We start from the raw sequence: 14,377 nt of genomic DNA on the forward strand, positions 1-14,377 counted from the left end.
GCGAAAAGGGCGGCCCCGTCGGGCCGCCCTTTGCATGTGCGTTGCCGTGTTCCCGCCGGTCAGACGGTGGTGCGGCGCCCGGCGATCATGCGGTAGATGGCCAGGATGATGATGGCCCCGACGATGGCGCCGATGAAGCCGGCCCCTTCGCCCGCCCGGTACCAGCCCACGGCCTCGCCCAGATAGGTGGCGACGAAGGCACCCGCAATGCCGAGCAGCGTGGTGATAATGAAGCCGCCCGGATCACGGCCCGGCATCAGGAACTTCGCGACGATGCCGGCCAGGAAGCCGATGATGATCGTCCACAGAATACCCATAACCTCTCTCCCTCCAGTATCGGTGTCCTCGATCCCACGCAGCCATAACGCCCAAAACGGCGTTTGGTTCTGCCCGAAGGAGGACCCCCTTGCGGATAAACCCACCTGGAGCATGGCCGGGAGGGAGAAGGGTTAGGGGTGGAATCAGCTCCGCAAGGCGCGGATGTTGGCGGCGTAGCGGTCCGGCCCGCCGGTGAAGGTGGCGGTTCCGGCGACCAGAACGTCGGCCCCAGCCTCGATGGCGATGCGCGCGGTCTCGCCGTTGATCCCGCCGTCCACTTGCAGGTCGATGGGCTTGCCCAGCGCGTCGATGCGGCGGCGCAGCTCGTGGATCTTGGGAAGCTGGCTGGCGATGAAGCTCTGCCCGCCGAAGCCCGGGTTGACCGTCATGACCAGGATGAGGTCGAGGTCTTCGAGCAGATAGTCGACGGCCTCCAGCGGGGTGGCCGGATTCAGCGACAGGCCGGCCTTCTTGCCCAGCGACTTGATGAGCTGGATGGTGCGGTGGACGTGGGCGCCGGCCTCCGCGTGGACGGTGATGATGTCGGCGCCGGCGTCCGCGAAGGCGGCGATGTAGGGATCCACCGGGGCGATCATCAGATGCACGTCGAAGGGCTTCGCCGTGTGCGGGCGCAGCGCCTTGACCACCGCCGGGCCGATGGTGATGTTGGGGACGAAATGGCCGTCCATCACGTCGATGTGGATGTAGTCGGCGCCCGCCGCATCGATGGCGCGCACTTCCTCGCCCAGCCGGGCGAAATCGGCGGAGAGGATGGACGGGGCGATCTTGACCGGGCGCATGGCGGAAATCCTTGGCGTGAGCGATGCGGGAAAGGGCGGTGGAAAATCCGCCTTCCCATACCACGGCTCCCCCGCCGCCCCAACCCCTCTCGCCGTCTGGAAGGAACTGTCAGGCTGGCTTGCAGCCGGGCTTCAGCCCAGGATCGCCGGAGAAGCTGCCGTCGTCCGCCGGGTCGCTTCCCGCGCCGTAGTCGGCGTTGAGCATCCCTTCCAGCGCCTCCAGCCGGGGGGTGGCGGCGGCGAAGGCGTCGCGCTCGACGGCACGGTAATGCCCGATCACCCGTTCGCCGAAGGCGGTCAGCGCGGTTCCGCCGCCGTGCTTGCCCCCTACCGCGGCGGAGACCACCGGCTCGGCGAAGATGCGGTTGAGGTCGTCGACCAGCAGCCAGGCGCGGCGGTAGGACATGCCCAGCGTCCGCGCGGCGGCGGAGATGGAACCGGTCTCCCGGATCCGCTCCAGCAGCATGATCTTGCCCGGCCCGACCGAGCCGCCGGTGTCGAAGTCGATGCGGATGCGCAGGCGGGTCATGGCGCCGCCCAGGACGTGGTCGCCGCGGCGGACCGCGCCCGGCCTTTGCCCCCGTTCACCCCAACCATGCGCGCTTCTCCGCTCCGCTCCCTTGGAGCAGGAGACTGACCGTCCCCCGCCCAAAAGGCAAGGCGCGGTTCAGAAGCCGGCCAGCACGATCTTGCCCTTGGCCCGCCCGCTTTCCAGCAGGGCGTGGGCGCGCGTCAGGTTGGCGGCGTTGATGGTGCCGAACGTCTCGGCCAGCGTCGTGCGGACGGTGCCGGCGTCGACGAGGCGCGACACCTCGCTGAGCAGAGCGTGCTGGGCGTCGATGTCGGCGGTGCCGAACACGGGCCGGGTGAACATGAACTCCCAATGCAGCGACACGCTCTTGCGCTTCAGCACCATGACGTCCAGCCCCGCCGGATCGTCGATCAGCGCGACGCGGCCCTGCGGGGCGATCAGGGTAGCGATCTCCGGCAGGTGGGCGCCGGTGTCGTTGGTCGAGAAGACGAAGGCCGGGGCGCCGATGCCCAACGCCTCCACCTGGGCGGCCAGCGGCTTGCGGTGGTCGACGACATGGTGGGCGCCCAGGTCCCGGCACCAAGCCTGCGTCTCCTCGCGGGAGGCGGTGGCGATGACCGTCAGGTCGGTCAGTTGCCGGGCGAGCTGGATGGCGATGGAACCGACGCCGCCGGCCCCGCCGACGATCAGGATGGCGTTCGCCGCCCCCGGCACCGGGCGCCGCACGTCCAGCCGGTCGAACATGGCTTCCCACGCGGTGATGCTGGTCAGCGGCAGAGCGGCGGCCTGGGCGAAGTCGAGGCTGGCCGGCTTCGGCCCGACGATGCGCTCGTCCACCAGATGGAACTCGGCGTTGGTGCCGTCGCGGTCGATGGCTCCGGCGTAGAAGACGGCGTCGCCCGGCTTGAACAGCGTGGCCTGCGGCCCGGCGGCGACCACGGTGCCGGCGGCGTCCCAGCCCAGCACCTTCATGGCGCCCGGTGCCGGCGGCATGTTGCGGCGGACCTTGGTGTCCACGGGATTGACCGAGACGGCCTCGATCTTGACCAGCAGGTCGCGGCCCTGGGGCTCGGGGCGGGGCCGCTCGACATCGATCAGGGCGTCGGGGGCGTCGATGGGCAGGGATTGGGTGAAGGCGACGGCGCGCATGGCCTCAAGTCCTTATGCTTGTTGCGGCGTGGTGTGCTCTGCCGACAGACTTGCGCCTTGCAGCACTGGGGCGCAAGAATGCACATGAAACGCACATAGTGTCGAAAAGGATACCGTCATGGCCCGCGTTCCCCACGCCAACCTGGACTGCTCGCCGGGCTGCCCGGTGGAGGGTGTCCTCGCCATCATCGGCGGCAAGTGGAAGGGGCTGATCCTCTACCATCTGCTGGCCGGCACGCTGCGCTTCAACGAGATCCGCCGCCGCGTGCCGAACGTCACCCAGCGCATGCTGACCACCCAGCTCCGCGAGTTGGAGGCGGACGGGCTGCTGGTCCGCACCGTCTACGCGGAGGTGCCGCCGCGTGTCGAATACAGCCTGTCGCCGCGCGGGCGGAGCCTGGAGCCGATCATCCTAGCGCTGAAGGCCTGGGGTGAGGAGCATCTGCGCCCAGCCATCCCGAAAGCCGTCGTCGCGGCATGAGCGGCTTCGTCCCGCCCCCGCCGCAGCGTCCGTGGGGGCACCGCCTGTTCTTCCCCGCCGCCGCGCTCTATGGGGCGCTCAGCGTGCCCCTGTGGGTGGCCGGCTATGTCGGCTGGCTCGGCATCGGCTGGACCCCGGCGCTCCACGCGCACGAGATGCTGATGGGCTATGCGCTGGCGGTGGTCGGCGGCTTCCTGCTGACGCGGCCGTCCGGGATGGCGCTGGGCGTCGCCTTCGCCGCGTGGCTGGCCGGGCGGCTGGCGGTGCTGGCCGGCCTGCCGCCGGAGATCGCGGCGCCGCTGGCGCTGGCCTATCCGGTGGCGCTGTTCGTGATCGCCGGCGTGCCTTTCCTGCGCGCCGCCAAGAGCGGTCATAACCTGCTGTTCGGCCCGGTGATCGGCGCCTTCGCGCTGGCCGAGGCGCTGGTCTGGTGGGGCGGCGACGGCGGGCGGACGGGCGCCCTGTTCGCGCTTCATCTCGTCGGCATCCTGATGCTGGTGATGGGCGGGCGCATCATCCCGTCGGCCACGGCGGGAGAGGTCCGCAAGCAGGGCGGGACGCTGGTCGAGCGGGTGCAGCCGCGCCTGGAATGGGCCGGCGTCGCCGGGGCGGTGCTGGCCGCCCTGACCGTGGCCGCCGGAGCGACGAGCGGTCCGCCGGCCTGGATCGGGGCGGCGGGCGCGGCGCTGGCCGGGGTGACCGCCTGGGCGCGTCTGGCGCGCTGGCGGACCGGTGCCGTGCTGAAGCGTCCCGACCTATGGAGCCTGCATCTGGGCTACGGCTGGCTCGGGCTTGGCTGGCTGTTCCTTGGGATGGAGCGGCTGGCCCCGCTGGCCGGCGGGGCGGGCTGGCACGTCATCGGGGCGGGCGCGCTCGGCACGCTGGCGGCTTCGATGATGGTGCGCGCGACCCTGCAGCGCGAGGCGCTGCCGCCGGACTTTTCCCGGCCCGCCACCGCCGCCATAGCCCTGGTCGGGCTGGCCGCCGCGCTGCGCGTCGCCGCGGCCAGCACGGCGCCGGACCTGCTGATGCCCGCGGCCGCGCTGGCCTGGATGGCGGCGCATCTTCTGGTGCTGTGGGTGCTGCTGCGTGTGCCGAAGCGGATCCGGGCGTGATTTCGGCGCCCTGATTTTTGGCGTTCCGGTTCTGGTCTTCGCGCAGCGCCATCGCTATGGTGCACAGGGTGCAACTGAGGTCGGCGCGTTCCATGGAAACCTTGCCGTTCGAGGCCGAGACCGCCGTCGTCATCTGCGCCGATCGCGGCGTGTTCGAGCTTCTGGTCGGGCTTCTGCTGTCGCTGCGCCCGCTGGACCGCCGGCGCTACCGGGTCTGTCTGATCGATGTCGGGCTGACCGCCGCGCAGCGCGACCATGTGGCGCCGCTCTGCGACCGCATCGCGCCGGTGCGGGACGATCTGGTTGTCTGGCCGCACCCGCAACTGGTGGCGCAATTGGACCGGCAGATTCCCTTCTGGAAGGCGATGCTCTGCCGCCCGTTCCTGCGCGACTACTTTCCCGGTTTCCAATGCTACCTGCATCTGGACGCCGACATCTGGGTTCAGAGTTCCGCCGCGCTGGATGCCGCGGTCGAGGGGGTGCGCGGCGGGCGCGCCGTGATCGTCCCGGAGGCCGACGCGGCCTATCCCTTCCTGGCCTCGCACACCGCCAACGCCCAGTCCGTGGCGGAGCGCGCCAAGCTGATTACGCGCTTCTTCGGCGAGGAGATCGCCGCTCTGGCCGGTTCGCTGCCCTATTACAATCTGGGCTTCTACGGGCTCCGCCACGACGCGCCCCACTGGGACCTGTTCCGGGACAGCCTGCGCGACGCGACGCGGACCACCTTTCATTTCCTGTGCGAACAGATCGTCCTCAACATCGTGATGTTCCAAGTGAGGACCACGCTGCTGCTGCCGGCGACGGCCAATTGGATGTGCAACATGGCCACGCCCATGCGCGGCGCGGACGGGCTGTGGCGCTCGCCCGTCTACCCCCACACGGCGATCGACCTGCTGCACCTGACCGGCACGGACAAATTGGAGCGCTACCAGCCGCTCGGGCTGCTCTACGACGGGGGGCGCTATCTGGAGGGCATCGCGCACTTGGCGGCTCCCCATGCCCAGGTCGGCTGACCGCCGGACCTTGTGCAACGGCTTGACGGTCGCCGCCCCAACCCCCGACACTCCGGGGCAACGGCCTCCACCGAGGGCCATGAGAGGCGGGCAAACCCGCAAGGGGGGATCATGAGCGACGCGTTGGAACCGGCCCGCAGCGCGGGCGTCGTCGGGCTCGGCTCCATGGGCATGGGGGTGGCGCTGTCGCTGCTCCGCGCCGGCTTCCGGGTCGTCGGCTGCGACCTCGACGCCGCCAAATGCATGAGCCTCGTCACCCATGGCGGGGAGGCCGCGGGATCGCCCGCCGACGTCGGGCGCCGGGTGGACCGCGTCATCGTCCTGGTCGCCACGGCGGAGCAGGCGGAGGAGGTGCTGTTCGGCGCCGAGGGCGTGGCCGGCACCCTGCCGAAGGGCGGCGTGGTCGTCCTGTCCACCAGCGTCCCGCCGGACATGGCCGCCGCCATCGGCCGCCGCCTCGCCGAGCGGGACCTGCTGATGCTCGACGCGCCGGTCGGCGGCGGCCCGGTGCGGGCGGCGGAGGGGCGTATGGTGGTGATGGCCTCCGGCCCCGAGGACGCCTTCGCACGGGCGGCCGATCTGATCGCCGCCGCGTCGGGCACGCTGCACCGCGTCGGCACCGAGCACGGGCAGGGCTCCGCCGTGAAGGCGGTGGAGCAGATGCTGACCGGCATCCACGCCGCCGCGGTGGCGGAGGCCACGGCCTTCGGCGTGCGCGCCGGGGTCGATCCGCAGCGGTTGGCCGAGATCCTCGCCGCTGGCCCCTTCCACATCCCGTCGCAACGGCCGCTGGGCATCGTCGGGGCGGACCTGGGCAACGTAATGGACGCCGCGCGGCGGATGACCGTGCCGACCCCGCTGGCCGCCTCCGCCCTGCAACTCTTCACCATGGCCGCCGCGGTCGGGCTGGGGCGTGAGGGCGACGGCGCGCTTGCCCGGATTTTTGACCGGCTGGCCGGCAACCCGCAGGAGAGCTGAGAAACCATGTCATCGACACACAAATCCCTGGTTGTCACTGGTGGCGGCCGGGGCATCGGGGCGGCGGTCGCCCGCATGGCCGCGCAGCGCGGCTACGCCGTCACCTTCTCCTACATCGGCAACGCGGCGGCAGCCGAGACCACGCTGGTGGCGATCCGCGAGACCGGCGGGCAGGCCCAGGCGGTGAAGGGCGACGCCGCCCGCGAAGACGACATCCGCGCCCTGTTCGACGCGGCGGAGGACCGCTTTGGCCCCACCGCCGGCCTGGTCAACAACGCCGGCATCATCGGCCCCTACGGACGGCTCGACGAGGCCGCGCCGGACGACCTGCGCCGCATGCTGGACATCAACGTGACCGGCGCCGTGCTCTGCGCGCGGGAGGCGGTGCGCCGGATGTCCACCCGCCACGGCGGGAAAGGCGGCGGCATCGTCAACATCGGCTCCATCGCCGCCGTGCTGGGCTCGCCCAACGAGTATGTGGGCTACGCGGCCAGCAAGGGCGCGGTGGACAGCCTGACCGTCGGCCTCGCCCGCGAGGTCGCGAAGGAGGGGATCCGCGTGAACTGCGTGCGGCCCGGCCTGATCGACACCGACATCCAGATCATCCCCGGCATCGGCAACCGGCTCGACAACCCCGCCTTGATCCCGCCCGCCGGGCGCGCCGGGACGGCGGACGAGGTCGCCGAAACCGTGCTGTGGCTGCTGTCCGACGCCGCGTCCTATGTGACCGGCGCCCTTCTCAACGTCTCCGGAGGCCGCTGAGCCATGCCCGCGTCGAATTCCTTTGCCATCGGCCACCAGGACATCGTGGAGGCCGCGGCGCGGCTGGAGGGCGTCGCCGTGCGCACGCCGCTGCTGGAGAACGCCCTGCTGAACGAGCGGGTCGGCGGGCGCGTCCTGCTGAAGCCGGAGGTCCTGCAGCGCAGCGGCTCCTTCAAGTTCCGCGGCGCCTTCAACCGGCTGTCCCAACTGACGCCGGAGGAGCGCCGGGGCGGGGTGGTCGCCTGGTCGTCGGGCAACCACGCCCAGGGCGTCGCGGCGGCGGCGGCGCTGCTGGGCATGCCCGCGGTCATCGTCATGCCCAGCGACGCGCCGGCCCTGAAGATCGCCAACACCCGCGGCTACGGCGCCGAGGTGGTGCTCTACGACCGCTGGACCGAGAGCCGCGAAGCCATCGCCACGGCCATCGCGGCGGAGCGGGGGGCGACGACGGTGCCGCCCTATGACGACCCGCACATCATGGCCGGGCAGGGCACGGTCGGCCTGGAGATCGCCGCGCAGGCGCAGGCCATCGGCGCGGTTCCCGACGACGTGATCGCGCCGTGCAGCGGCGGCGGGCTTATGTCCGGCGTCGCCACGGCGGTCCGCCACAACTTCCCCGACACCCGCCTGTGGGCGGCGGAGCCGGCGGGCTTCGACGACGTGGCGCGCTCGCTGGCCGCCGGGGAGCGGGTTGAGAACACCGCCGGGCAACGCTCCATCTGCGACGCGCTGCTGACCCCGACGCCGGGCGCCCTGACCTTCCCGGTGATGAAGGGCCTGCTGTCCGGCAGCCTCGCCGTCACCGACGCCGAGGTGAAGGCCGCCATGGCCTACGCCTTCACCGTGCTGAAGCTGGTGGTCGAGCCGGGCGGGGCGGTCGGGCTGGCCGCCGTGCTGACCGGCAAGCTGCCGGCGGCGGGCCGCACCGTCGTGGTGGTGCTGAGTGGCGGCAACGTCGAGGCGGCGACCTTCACGGACGCGCTGGCGTCGTCGTAGTGCGCTCCAACACGTAATAGGCGGCGCCGGGGGCGAACTTCCGGCGCAGCGAGTCGCGGTGGTAGGCGATGTTCCACCGCGTCAGCGCGCAGGCCGCCTCGTCCAGCCGCACCAGCAGCGGGTTGCCGTAGGGCAGGGGGACGCCAAGCAGCGGCCCCAGCCGCTCGGTCAGCGGGAAGGAGCAGAAGCGGCGCTGCTGCACCATGAAGCCCAGCCGGGCGAAGCGCTCCTCCAACCACGCCACGGGGAAGCCGCGCTCGTTGGCGGTCAGGCCGCGGCGGGGCTGGCGCCAGTCGCCCATGGTGCTGATCGGTTCGCGCAGAATGAACAGGCCGCCGGGGGCGGTGATGCGGGCGAACTCGGCGAGCAGGGCTCCGGCGTTGGGGATGTGGTGCAGCGTGTGCAGGCAGACGGTCAGGTCGTTGGCCCCGTCCGCGCAGTCGATGCGCCCGCCCAGCGTCGGACGGCGGTACTCGGCGGGGGTGCCGGCGATGTCGGTCCGCCAGAAACGCTCGATGGGCTCGACGGCCAGGAAGCGGTCCACCTGCCCGGCGATCGGCGCCACGTCGTCCCCTGCGGCGCAGCCGAAGGCCAGCGCCTGCCGAAACCGCCGTCCGGCCAGAAAGCGGAAGGCATGGCGGTGGTTCAGCGCGTGGTATTCGTAGCGGTAGCCGGGCCGCTCCGGCGCCGTGCGCGCGAATTCCTCCTCCGGGTTCCGCGCCGCGACGCCGTACCAGCCGGCGATACGGGCCGCATCGAAGTCGTCGCCGTAGAGGGCGGCGCCGGAGAAATACCGTTCCTCGAAACTGGCGGTCTCGAAGCTGGCGGACTCAAACGTGGCGGTCATGGGGGCTGGCGCTCCGCTGAATGGACCACGCGACGATAGCGCGCCGGTTCCGGCGGAAACATTCAGCTTGCCCGCCTAGGACGGAGGAGGAGTCCTATTGCGGAGCGCGATCGCGTGGCGTGAAAGGGAGCACCTCCGGTTGGTGGGCTCCTATCCTTATGAAGGCACTACAGCCGGATGTCGCTCTGGAACAGGCCGAGGTCGAGATGTTCCATCGGAACACGGCGGGCGCGGCGGCGGCTGAAGCGCTGGACGGCGTGACGGGCGCGACCGATGAGGGCGGCGTAGCTCTTCAACGTCTTGGGCATGTCCGTTCTTCCCAATCTGTGTAAGGGGTGAACGGATCACAGCTATGACGGGTCCATGTGACAAATTCTATCGCACTGCACACCGGCCCGAGGAACGCCGGGCGGCGCCACCTGTTCGAGAAGGAATACCCCGAAAAACTCGCGTGAAGCATGGTGAGGAGGCGGCGATGAGCGGCGTTCTGAAGGCCGTCATTTTCGACGTGGACGGCACCCTGGTCGACTCGGTGGACCTGCACGCCCACGCCTGGGTGGAGGCGATCCGGCATTTCGGCTACCACGCGGAGTTCGACGCGGTGCGTTCCCAGATCGGCAAGGGCGGCGACCAGTTGATGCCGGTCTTCGTGCCGGAGGAGGACCTGGACCGCATCGAGGACGAGCTGGACCATTTCCGGCACGAGCTGTTCGCCCGCAAATACATGCCGAAGGTCCGCGGCTTCCGCCGGGTGCGCGGCCTGTTCCAGCATCTCCACGCCGAGGGGCTGCGCATCGCGCTCGCCTCCTCCGCCAAGGGGGACGAACTGGAGCGATACAAGCGCGCGGCGGAGATCGAGGATTTGGTGGACGTGGAGACCTCCTCCGACGACGCCGAGCGGTCGAAACCGCATCCGGACATTTTCGAGGCGGCGTTGGAGCGGCTTGGCCTGCCGGCGGAGGAGGCTGTGGTGGTCGGCGACAGCCCCTGGGACGCCAAGGCCGCGGGACGCGCCGGTCTGACCGTGGTGGGGGTTCTGTGCGGGGGTTTTGCCGAACAGGATCTGCGCAAGGCCGGCTGCGCGGAGATCTTCCGTGATCCGGAAGACCTCCAGCGCCGCTTCGCCACCAGCCTCATCGGGAAACGCAGCCCACGCGCCATGGGTCTCTCTCAGCCCGGTGGGCCTCAGCCGGGCCGGCCGTCGGCCCGCGGCGCGAGCAGGATGGGCGCGTAGACGTACAGGTAGCAGGCGAAGGCCGCGATCCAGGCTGCACCGGCGCCCTCCAGGGCGGTCCAGTAGAGGCCGCCCGGCAGCTCAGGCGCCAGCACCCGCAGCAATGCTGCGGCGGTCAGCAGGATGTAGCCGGCCACGGTCGGGCGGGTCACCACCAGCATCCGCCCGGTGTGGCCGAGCGTGGCCCGCGTCATCACCGCCAGGATCATCGTGGCGAAGGCCCCCGCGGTCAGGGCATGGACCCAGGCGGAGCTTTCCACGCCCGCTCCCAGCAGATGCGCGGCCTTCAGCGCCAGCGCCGCCGGCACCCAGGCGTAGCCGAGGTGCAGCACCCACAGGATCGGCTGGTCGAGTGTCTTCGCCGGCTGCCAACCGCCCAGCCGCAGGGCGTGGGCGAGCGCCGCGACGAGCGCCAGCAGACCGGCGACGGCGGTGCCCGGCAGGGCGAGATCGGCAGGGATCATCAGCAGGGTCGAGACGAGCGTCACCTTCTCCACCCAGGGCCGGGAGACGACGGTGCCGTCCAGCCCGCGCAGCCGCAGGGCGTTGCGGGTGAAGGCCGGCACGATGCGCCCGCCGATCACGGCGACCATCATCAGCACGACGCCGATGGCCAGCGTCTCGCCCAGCGCGGTGCCGCCCGTCAGCACGCCCAGCCAGTCGAGATGGAACAGCAGGTTGGCGGTGGTCAGCAGGCCCAGCAGGGCGAGGAAGGCGGTGTTGCGGATCTTGCCCGCCGCCACCAGCGGCCCGGCCAGCGCCACGCCGAGCGCCGGCAGGAAGGCGAGGTCGAGGATGGCCGCAACCGGCAGCGGCACGCCGAGGACGGGCAGCAGCGCCACCCGCCCGGCCAGCCACAGCGCCGTCAGGCCGGCGAGCGGCAGGCCGGACAGCGCCTTGGTGCCCGTCCAACTCGGCACTGCGGTAAGCAGGAAACCGGCCACCGCGGCGACCACGAAGGCGAACAGCATCTCGTGCGCGTGCCAGGAGGCCGCCGGGACGGCGCCGTCCGGCCAGGACCCGGTCGCCAGCACGGCGATCCAGGCCGCGAGCAGGACGGGTGCGGCAAGGCCCGAGAGCAGGAAGAAGGGCCGGAACCCATAGGCGAAGATCAGGGGGACCGGCGGTCGGTCGGGCTGGTCGGCAACGGAACTGGTCATGGCGTTCCCCGCGCGTTGGAGGCATCGGTCATGCCGTCACACTGCGCCGGGGGCGGTCACCCTTCTTTGACCGCCGTCAAACAGAAACCCTCCAAACAAAAATCTGGCGCGTCGGAGAAAAAGCCGAGGTCAGACCGTGATGCCGTTCTCGGCCATCAGGCGCTTCAGCGCGTCGCGGGCGGGCGCGTCCAGCACGGGCAGGCCGTCGCGGGCGGTCAGCACGAAGGCGCCGGGATCGGCCAGGGTGCGCAGGGCGAAACCGCCCACGCGCGGCGGGCCGCTGCTCAGCGGCGCGTCCTCGTAGATCGGCGAGAAGGTGCAGCCCAGAAGCATGGCGCGGGCGATCAACGCCTCGTCCGAGGAGCCGCCCGACGCCGGGCTGTTGATGCCGAACAGCAGCCGTTCGGCCTCGCCGCTGGTGACGAGCCCGCGTTCCTGCAGGATGTCCACCATGGCGGACGTTGTCATCACCGGCGCGGCGCGGCCCTTCCAGCAGAAGCGCCCGTCGTCCCACCCGATGTCCAGGCAGCGGTAGATCATGTGCGGATCGGCGCCGCCGGGCGACCCGGCGACGATGTAGTTGACCCGAAGCAACCCGTTCCACGCCCCGGCCGGAGCGACGATGCAGGAAACACCGCGCCGGGTCAGGCGCAGATAGGTGTCGTTGATGCCCGAAGGCTCGAAATCGAACAGCATGGCTGGCTCACCTTGATCGGGGACCCCGCTCCCCTCGAACGAAAAAGGTGAGCACGGGTTCCCGCAAGGCAACATGGCCATGCGTATGGTATTCCTCTCCGCACGCGCAAAAAGGGTATAGGCAAAAGCTCAGGACTTCGGGCGGAATGCCTTGCAGACCAATGGGTCAGTGTCGATGCGCGCCGCGCCGATCAGATCGAGGCAGTACGGAATTGCCGGGAAGACCGCCATCAGGCAGTCGTGAATGGCGGAAGGCTTGCCCGGAAGGTTCACGATCAGGCTGGAGCCGCGGATTCCCGCGGTCTGGCGCGACAGGATGGCGGTGGGCACCACGGTCAGGCTGACCGAGCGCATCAGCTCCCCGAAGCCGGGCATCATCTTTTCGCAGACCTGCTCCGTCGCCTCCGGCGTCACGTCGCGCGGGGCGGGACCGGTGCCGCCGGTGGTCACGATCAGGTCGCAACGTTCCCGGTCGGCCAGCTCGATCAGGGTGGCGACGATGCCCTCGCGGTCGTCGGGGATGACCCGGGCCACCGGCTCCCAGGGGGAGGCGACGATGCGCTCCAGTTCCTCCCGGATGGCCGGGCCGCCCTTGTCCTCGTAGATGCCCTGGCTGGCGCGGTCGGACACGGTGACGATGCCGATGCGGGCGGGCTGTGCGGAGGTCATGGGCGGCGGTCCTTGCGGTGCGTGCGGCAGGCTTACTTGCTGCCCGGCGCCAGGAACACGCTCTTGTAGCTGTCCCGGTCGCCGTTGTTGGTGTCGGTCAGCTGGAAGGTGACCGGGGTGGAGGCGTCCGGCACCGACTCACGCGGCACCGTGACGTAGACGCGGTAGGTCGCCACGCTGTCCGGCGAGGCGGAGATGTGGCTGACCGCGCTGCCGCTGTCCTCGTCGCGCTCGCCCACCACCTTCACCTCGGCGCCGGTGATGCCGGCGGCGGCCAGCGTGTAGGAGCGGTCCTGGCGGGTCTTGTTGGACACCTTGAAGGTGTAGGCGTTGCGGATGGTGCCGTCCTGCAGCGTGACGAACAGTGGGGCGCGGTCGCGCTGCACGGCGATGTCCAGCCGCGGCCGCAGCGCGTAGCTCCAGGCCATGGCGCCGGTGATCACCAGCATCAGCAGGCCGTAGACGATGGTGCGCGGGCGGATCAGCCGCCATTGGTAGGGCTTGCCCTGGGCGCGGGTGTCCTGGGCGGCCAGGCTGTCGAAGCGGATCAGGCCCTTCGGCAGGTCCTGCGACACCATGATGTTGTCGCAGGCGTCGGCGCACAGGCCGCAATTGATGCAGTCCGCCTGCTCGCCGGTGCGGATGTCGACCCCGACCGGGCAGACCTGCACGCACTGGCCGCAGTCGATGCAATCGCCGAAGCCCTTGGTCCGGCGCTCGTCCCAGCTCTGCGACTTGCGCTTCGGGCCGCGGGTGTCGCCGCGCAGCGTGTCGTAGGTGACGACGAGGCTGTGCTCATCGAGCATCGCGGTCTGGATGCGCGGCCACGGGCACATATAGTAGCACATCTGCTCGCGGGTCCAGCCGGCCATGACGTAGGTCATGCCCGCGAACAGCGCGAAGAAGCCCGCCGCCTCGTAGGTCACGTTGAAGGTCAGCAGATCGACGGCCAAGCGCGGCGCGTCGGTGAAGAAGGCGACGAAGCCGAAGCCGGTGATGACGGACAGCGCCAGCCAGCCGGCGTGCTTGCCGGTCTTGCGCAGGACCTTCTTCGCGCTCCACGGGGCCTTGTCCAGGCGGATGCGCTCCGCCCGGTCGCCTTCGAAGGCGCGCTCGATCCAGACGAACAGGTCGGTCCACACCGTCTGCGGGCAGGTGAATCCGCACCACACGCGCCCGGCCAGCGCCGTCGCCAGGAACAGCCCCAGCGCGGCCACGATCAGGACGCCGGTGAGGTAGTAGATCTCCTGCGGCCAGATCTCGATCCAGAAGATGAAGAAGCGCGGCGTCGTCAGGTCGAACAGCACCGCCTGGGCCGGCGCGTCGGGGCCGCGTTCCCAGCGAATCCAGGGGGCGATGAAGAAGACCGCCAGAAGCATCCAGGTCAGGATGGTCTTCCACCGCCGGTAGCGTCCGGAGACGGCCTTTGGGTGGATCTTCTTCTGGCTCTCGAAAAACTGGATTTTCGCCGGCGTGACAGCGCTTCCGTCGGGCATATCGTCTGCCTTGGCTCCGGATAGGGACGCAAGACCGGACAATAGCGGACATGACCCGATCGCCTCTTGATCGGGATCAAGACGTGAACGGATTCGAAAAACCCCTAGAAATTATAAGGATTTTTCAGCGG

17 protein-coding genes are annotated in these 14,377 nt (G+C 70.4%); 7 read left to right on the forward strand and 10 right to left on the reverse strand.

The window, feature by feature from the left end:
* Positions 1-59 precede the first annotated feature (59 nt).
* The 4 genes from FBZ83_RS15915 to FBZ83_RS15930 all read right to left on the reverse strand — a co-directional run bounded on the left by FBZ83_RS15915 (position 60) and on the right by FBZ83_RS15930 (position 2,799).
* On the reverse strand, positions 60-317 hold the full coding sequence (locus tag FBZ83_RS15915) for a GlsB/YeaQ/YmgE family stress response membrane protein (RefSeq protein WP_014240033.1): 258 nt from the start codon (positions 315-317) through the stop codon (positions 60-62).
* Between the two features lie 144 nt (positions 318-461).
* The gene (gene rpe, locus FBZ83_RS15920) at positions 462-1,118 is read right to left on the reverse strand and encodes a ribulose-phosphate 3-epimerase (RefSeq protein WP_145684661.1); all 657 of its coding nucleotides are present in this window, start codon (positions 1,116-1,118) and stop codon (positions 462-464) included.
* Between the two features lie 109 nt (positions 1,119-1,227).
* A complete protein-coding gene (locus FBZ83_RS15925) occupies positions 1,228-1,647 on the reverse strand; it encodes a winged helix-turn-helix domain-containing protein (protein ID WP_145684663.1) in 420 nt (139 codons plus the stop codon).
* A gap of 138 nt (positions 1,648-1,785) precedes the next feature.
* Positions 1,786-2,799 carry a zinc-binding alcohol dehydrogenase family protein gene (locus FBZ83_RS15930; RefSeq protein ID WP_145684665.1) on the reverse strand — a complete coding sequence of 338 codons (1,014 nt, stop codon included), beginning with the start codon at positions 2,797-2,799 and terminating at the stop codon, positions 1,786-1,788.
* Between the two features lie 118 nt (positions 2,800-2,917).
* On the opposite strand from FBZ83_RS15930, the gene FBZ83_RS15935 reads away from it, so the two are divergent.
* From FBZ83_RS15935 to FBZ83_RS15960, 6 genes are all read left to right on the forward strand, one after another.
* Complete coding sequence (locus FBZ83_RS15935; protein ID WP_145684667.1) at positions 2,918-3,280, forward strand: winged helix-turn-helix transcriptional regulator; 363 nt, start codon at positions 2,918-2,920, stop codon at positions 3,278-3,280.
* Positions 3,277-4,395: an NnrS family protein gene (locus FBZ83_RS15940; protein ID WP_145684669.1), complete on the forward strand. Its 1,119-nt coding sequence runs from the start codon at positions 3,277-3,279 to the stop codon at positions 4,393-4,395. Before FBZ83_RS15935 ends, FBZ83_RS15940 begins: the two co-directional genes overlap by 4 nt.
* A gap of 92 nt (positions 4,396-4,487) precedes the next feature.
* The gene (locus FBZ83_RS15945) at positions 4,488-5,408 is read left to right on the forward strand and encodes a hypothetical protein (RefSeq protein WP_145684672.1); all 921 of its coding nucleotides are present in this window, start codon (positions 4,488-4,490) and stop codon (positions 5,406-5,408) included.
* Positions 5,409-5,519: 111 nt separating this feature from the next.
* The gene (locus FBZ83_RS15950) at positions 5,520-6,386 is read left to right on the forward strand and encodes an NAD(P)-dependent oxidoreductase (protein ID WP_145684674.1); all 867 of its coding nucleotides are present in this window, start codon (positions 5,520-5,522) and stop codon (positions 6,384-6,386) included.
* A 6-nt stretch (positions 6,387-6,392) separates the two neighbouring features.
* Complete coding sequence (locus tag FBZ83_RS15955) at positions 6,393-7,148, forward strand: SDR family oxidoreductase (protein ID WP_186466101.1); 756 nt, start codon at positions 6,393-6,395, stop codon at positions 7,146-7,148.
* Between the two features lie 3 nt (positions 7,149-7,151).
* Positions 7,152-8,144: a threonine/serine dehydratase gene (locus tag FBZ83_RS15960; protein ID WP_145684676.1), complete on the forward strand. Its 993-nt coding sequence runs from the start codon at positions 7,152-7,154 to the stop codon at positions 8,142-8,144.
* Here FBZ83_RS15960 and FBZ83_RS15965 read toward each other — a convergent pair.
* The gene (locus FBZ83_RS15965; protein ID WP_145684678.1) at positions 8,119-8,991 is read right to left on the reverse strand and encodes a class I SAM-dependent methyltransferase; all 873 of its coding nucleotides are present in this window, start codon (positions 8,989-8,991) and stop codon (positions 8,119-8,121) included. The genes FBZ83_RS15960 and FBZ83_RS15965 overlap by 26 nt on opposite strands.
* A gap of 167 nt (positions 8,992-9,158) precedes the next feature.
* Complete coding sequence (locus tag FBZ83_RS31465) at positions 9,159-9,299, reverse strand: hypothetical protein (RefSeq protein WP_160174807.1); 141 nt, start codon at positions 9,297-9,299, stop codon at positions 9,159-9,161.
* Between the two features lie 167 nt (positions 9,300-9,466).
* Here FBZ83_RS31465 and FBZ83_RS15970 point away from each other — a divergent pair, with 167 nt between their 5' ends.
* Positions 9,467-10,225, forward strand: coding sequence for an HAD family hydrolase (locus tag FBZ83_RS15970; RefSeq protein ID WP_145684680.1), 759 nt, complete (start codon positions 9,467-9,469; stop codon positions 10,223-10,225).
* Here FBZ83_RS15970 and FBZ83_RS15975 read toward each other — a convergent pair.
* The 4 genes from FBZ83_RS15975 to ccoG all read right to left on the reverse strand — a co-directional run bounded on the left by FBZ83_RS15975 (position 10,177) and on the right by ccoG (position 14,246).
* A complete protein-coding gene (locus FBZ83_RS15975) occupies positions 10,177-11,385 on the reverse strand; it encodes an NnrS family protein (protein WP_145684682.1) in 1,209 nt (402 codons plus the stop codon). The two genes, FBZ83_RS15970 and FBZ83_RS15975, sit on opposite strands and share 49 nt — an antisense overlap.
* A gap of 129 nt (positions 11,386-11,514) precedes the next feature.
* Positions 11,515-12,081, reverse strand: coding sequence for a hypothetical protein (locus FBZ83_RS15980; protein WP_038528507.1), 567 nt, complete (start codon positions 12,079-12,081; stop codon positions 11,515-11,517).
* Positions 12,082-12,210: 129 nt separating this feature from the next.
* Positions 12,211-12,750 (reverse strand): molybdopterin adenylyltransferase, encoded by a 540-nt coding sequence (gene mog, locus FBZ83_RS15985; RefSeq protein ID WP_145684684.1) that lies wholly within the window; start codon positions 12,748-12,750, stop codon positions 12,211-12,213.
* 32 nt (positions 12,751-12,782) lie between these two features.
* Positions 12,783-14,246: a cytochrome c oxidase accessory protein CcoG gene (ccoG, locus tag FBZ83_RS15990; RefSeq protein WP_145684686.1), complete on the reverse strand. Its 1,464-nt coding sequence runs from the start codon at positions 14,244-14,246 to the stop codon at positions 12,783-12,785.
* Positions 14,247-14,377 lie beyond the last annotated feature (131 nt).

Source organism: Azospirillum brasilense, assembly GCF_007827815.1.
GTDB lineage: Bacteria > Pseudomonadota > Alphaproteobacteria > Azospirillales > Azospirillaceae > Azospirillum > Azospirillum brasilense_C.

Coding starts and splice junctions, on each gene's coding strand:
- FBZ83_RS15915 (WP_014240033.1), bottom strand. CDS start 317: ATGGGTATTCTGTGGACGATCATCATCGGCTTCCTGGCCGGCATCGTC.
- rpe (WP_145684661.1), bottom strand. CDS start 1,118: ATGCGCCCGGTCAAGATCGCCCCGTCCATCCTCTCCGCCGATTTCGCC.
- FBZ83_RS15925 (WP_145684663.1), bottom strand. CDS start 1,647: ATGACCCGCCTGCGCATCCGCATCGACTTCGACACCGGCGGCTCGGTC.
- FBZ83_RS15930 (WP_145684665.1), bottom strand. CDS start 2,799: ATGCGCGCCGTCGCCTTCACCCAATCCCTGCCCATCGACGCCCCCGAC.
- FBZ83_RS15935 (WP_145684667.1), top strand. CDS start 2,918: ATGGCCCGCGTTCCCCACGCCAACCTGGACTGCTCGCCGGGCTGCCCG.
- FBZ83_RS15940 (WP_145684669.1), top strand. CDS start 3,277: ATGAGCGGCTTCGTCCCGCCCCCGCCGCAGCGTCCGTGGGGGCACCGC.
- FBZ83_RS15945 (WP_145684672.1), top strand. CDS start 4,488: ATGGAAACCTTGCCGTTCGAGGCCGAGACCGCCGTCGTCATCTGCGCC.
- FBZ83_RS15950 (WP_145684674.1), top strand. CDS start 5,520: ATGAGCGACGCGTTGGAACCGGCCCGCAGCGCGGGCGTCGTCGGGCTC.
- FBZ83_RS15955 (WP_186466101.1), top strand. CDS start 6,393: ATGTCATCGACACACAAATCCCTGGTTGTCACTGGTGGCGGCCGGGGC.
- FBZ83_RS15960 (WP_145684676.1), top strand. CDS start 7,152: ATGCCCGCGTCGAATTCCTTTGCCATCGGCCACCAGGACATCGTGGAG.
- FBZ83_RS15965 (WP_145684678.1), bottom strand. CDS start 8,991: ATGACCGCCACGTTTGAGTCCGCCAGCTTCGAGACCGCCAGTTTCGAG.
- FBZ83_RS31465 (WP_160174807.1), bottom strand. CDS start 9,299: ATGCCCAAGACGTTGAAGAGCTACGCCGCCCTCATCGGTCGCGCCCGT.
- FBZ83_RS15970 (WP_145684680.1), top strand. CDS start 9,467: ATGAGCGGCGTTCTGAAGGCCGTCATTTTCGACGTGGACGGCACCCTG.
- FBZ83_RS15975 (WP_145684682.1), bottom strand. CDS start 11,385: ATGACCAGTTCCGTTGCCGACCAGCCCGACCGACCGCCGGTCCCCCTG.
- FBZ83_RS15980 (WP_038528507.1), bottom strand. CDS start 12,081: ATGCTGTTCGATTTCGAGCCTTCGGGCATCAACGACACCTATCTGCGC.
- mog (WP_145684684.1), bottom strand. CDS start 12,750: ATGACCTCCGCACAGCCCGCCCGCATCGGCATCGTCACCGTGTCCGAC.
- ccoG (WP_145684686.1), bottom strand. CDS start 14,246: ATGCCCGACGGAAGCGCTGTCACGCCGGCGAAAATCCAGTTTTTCGAG.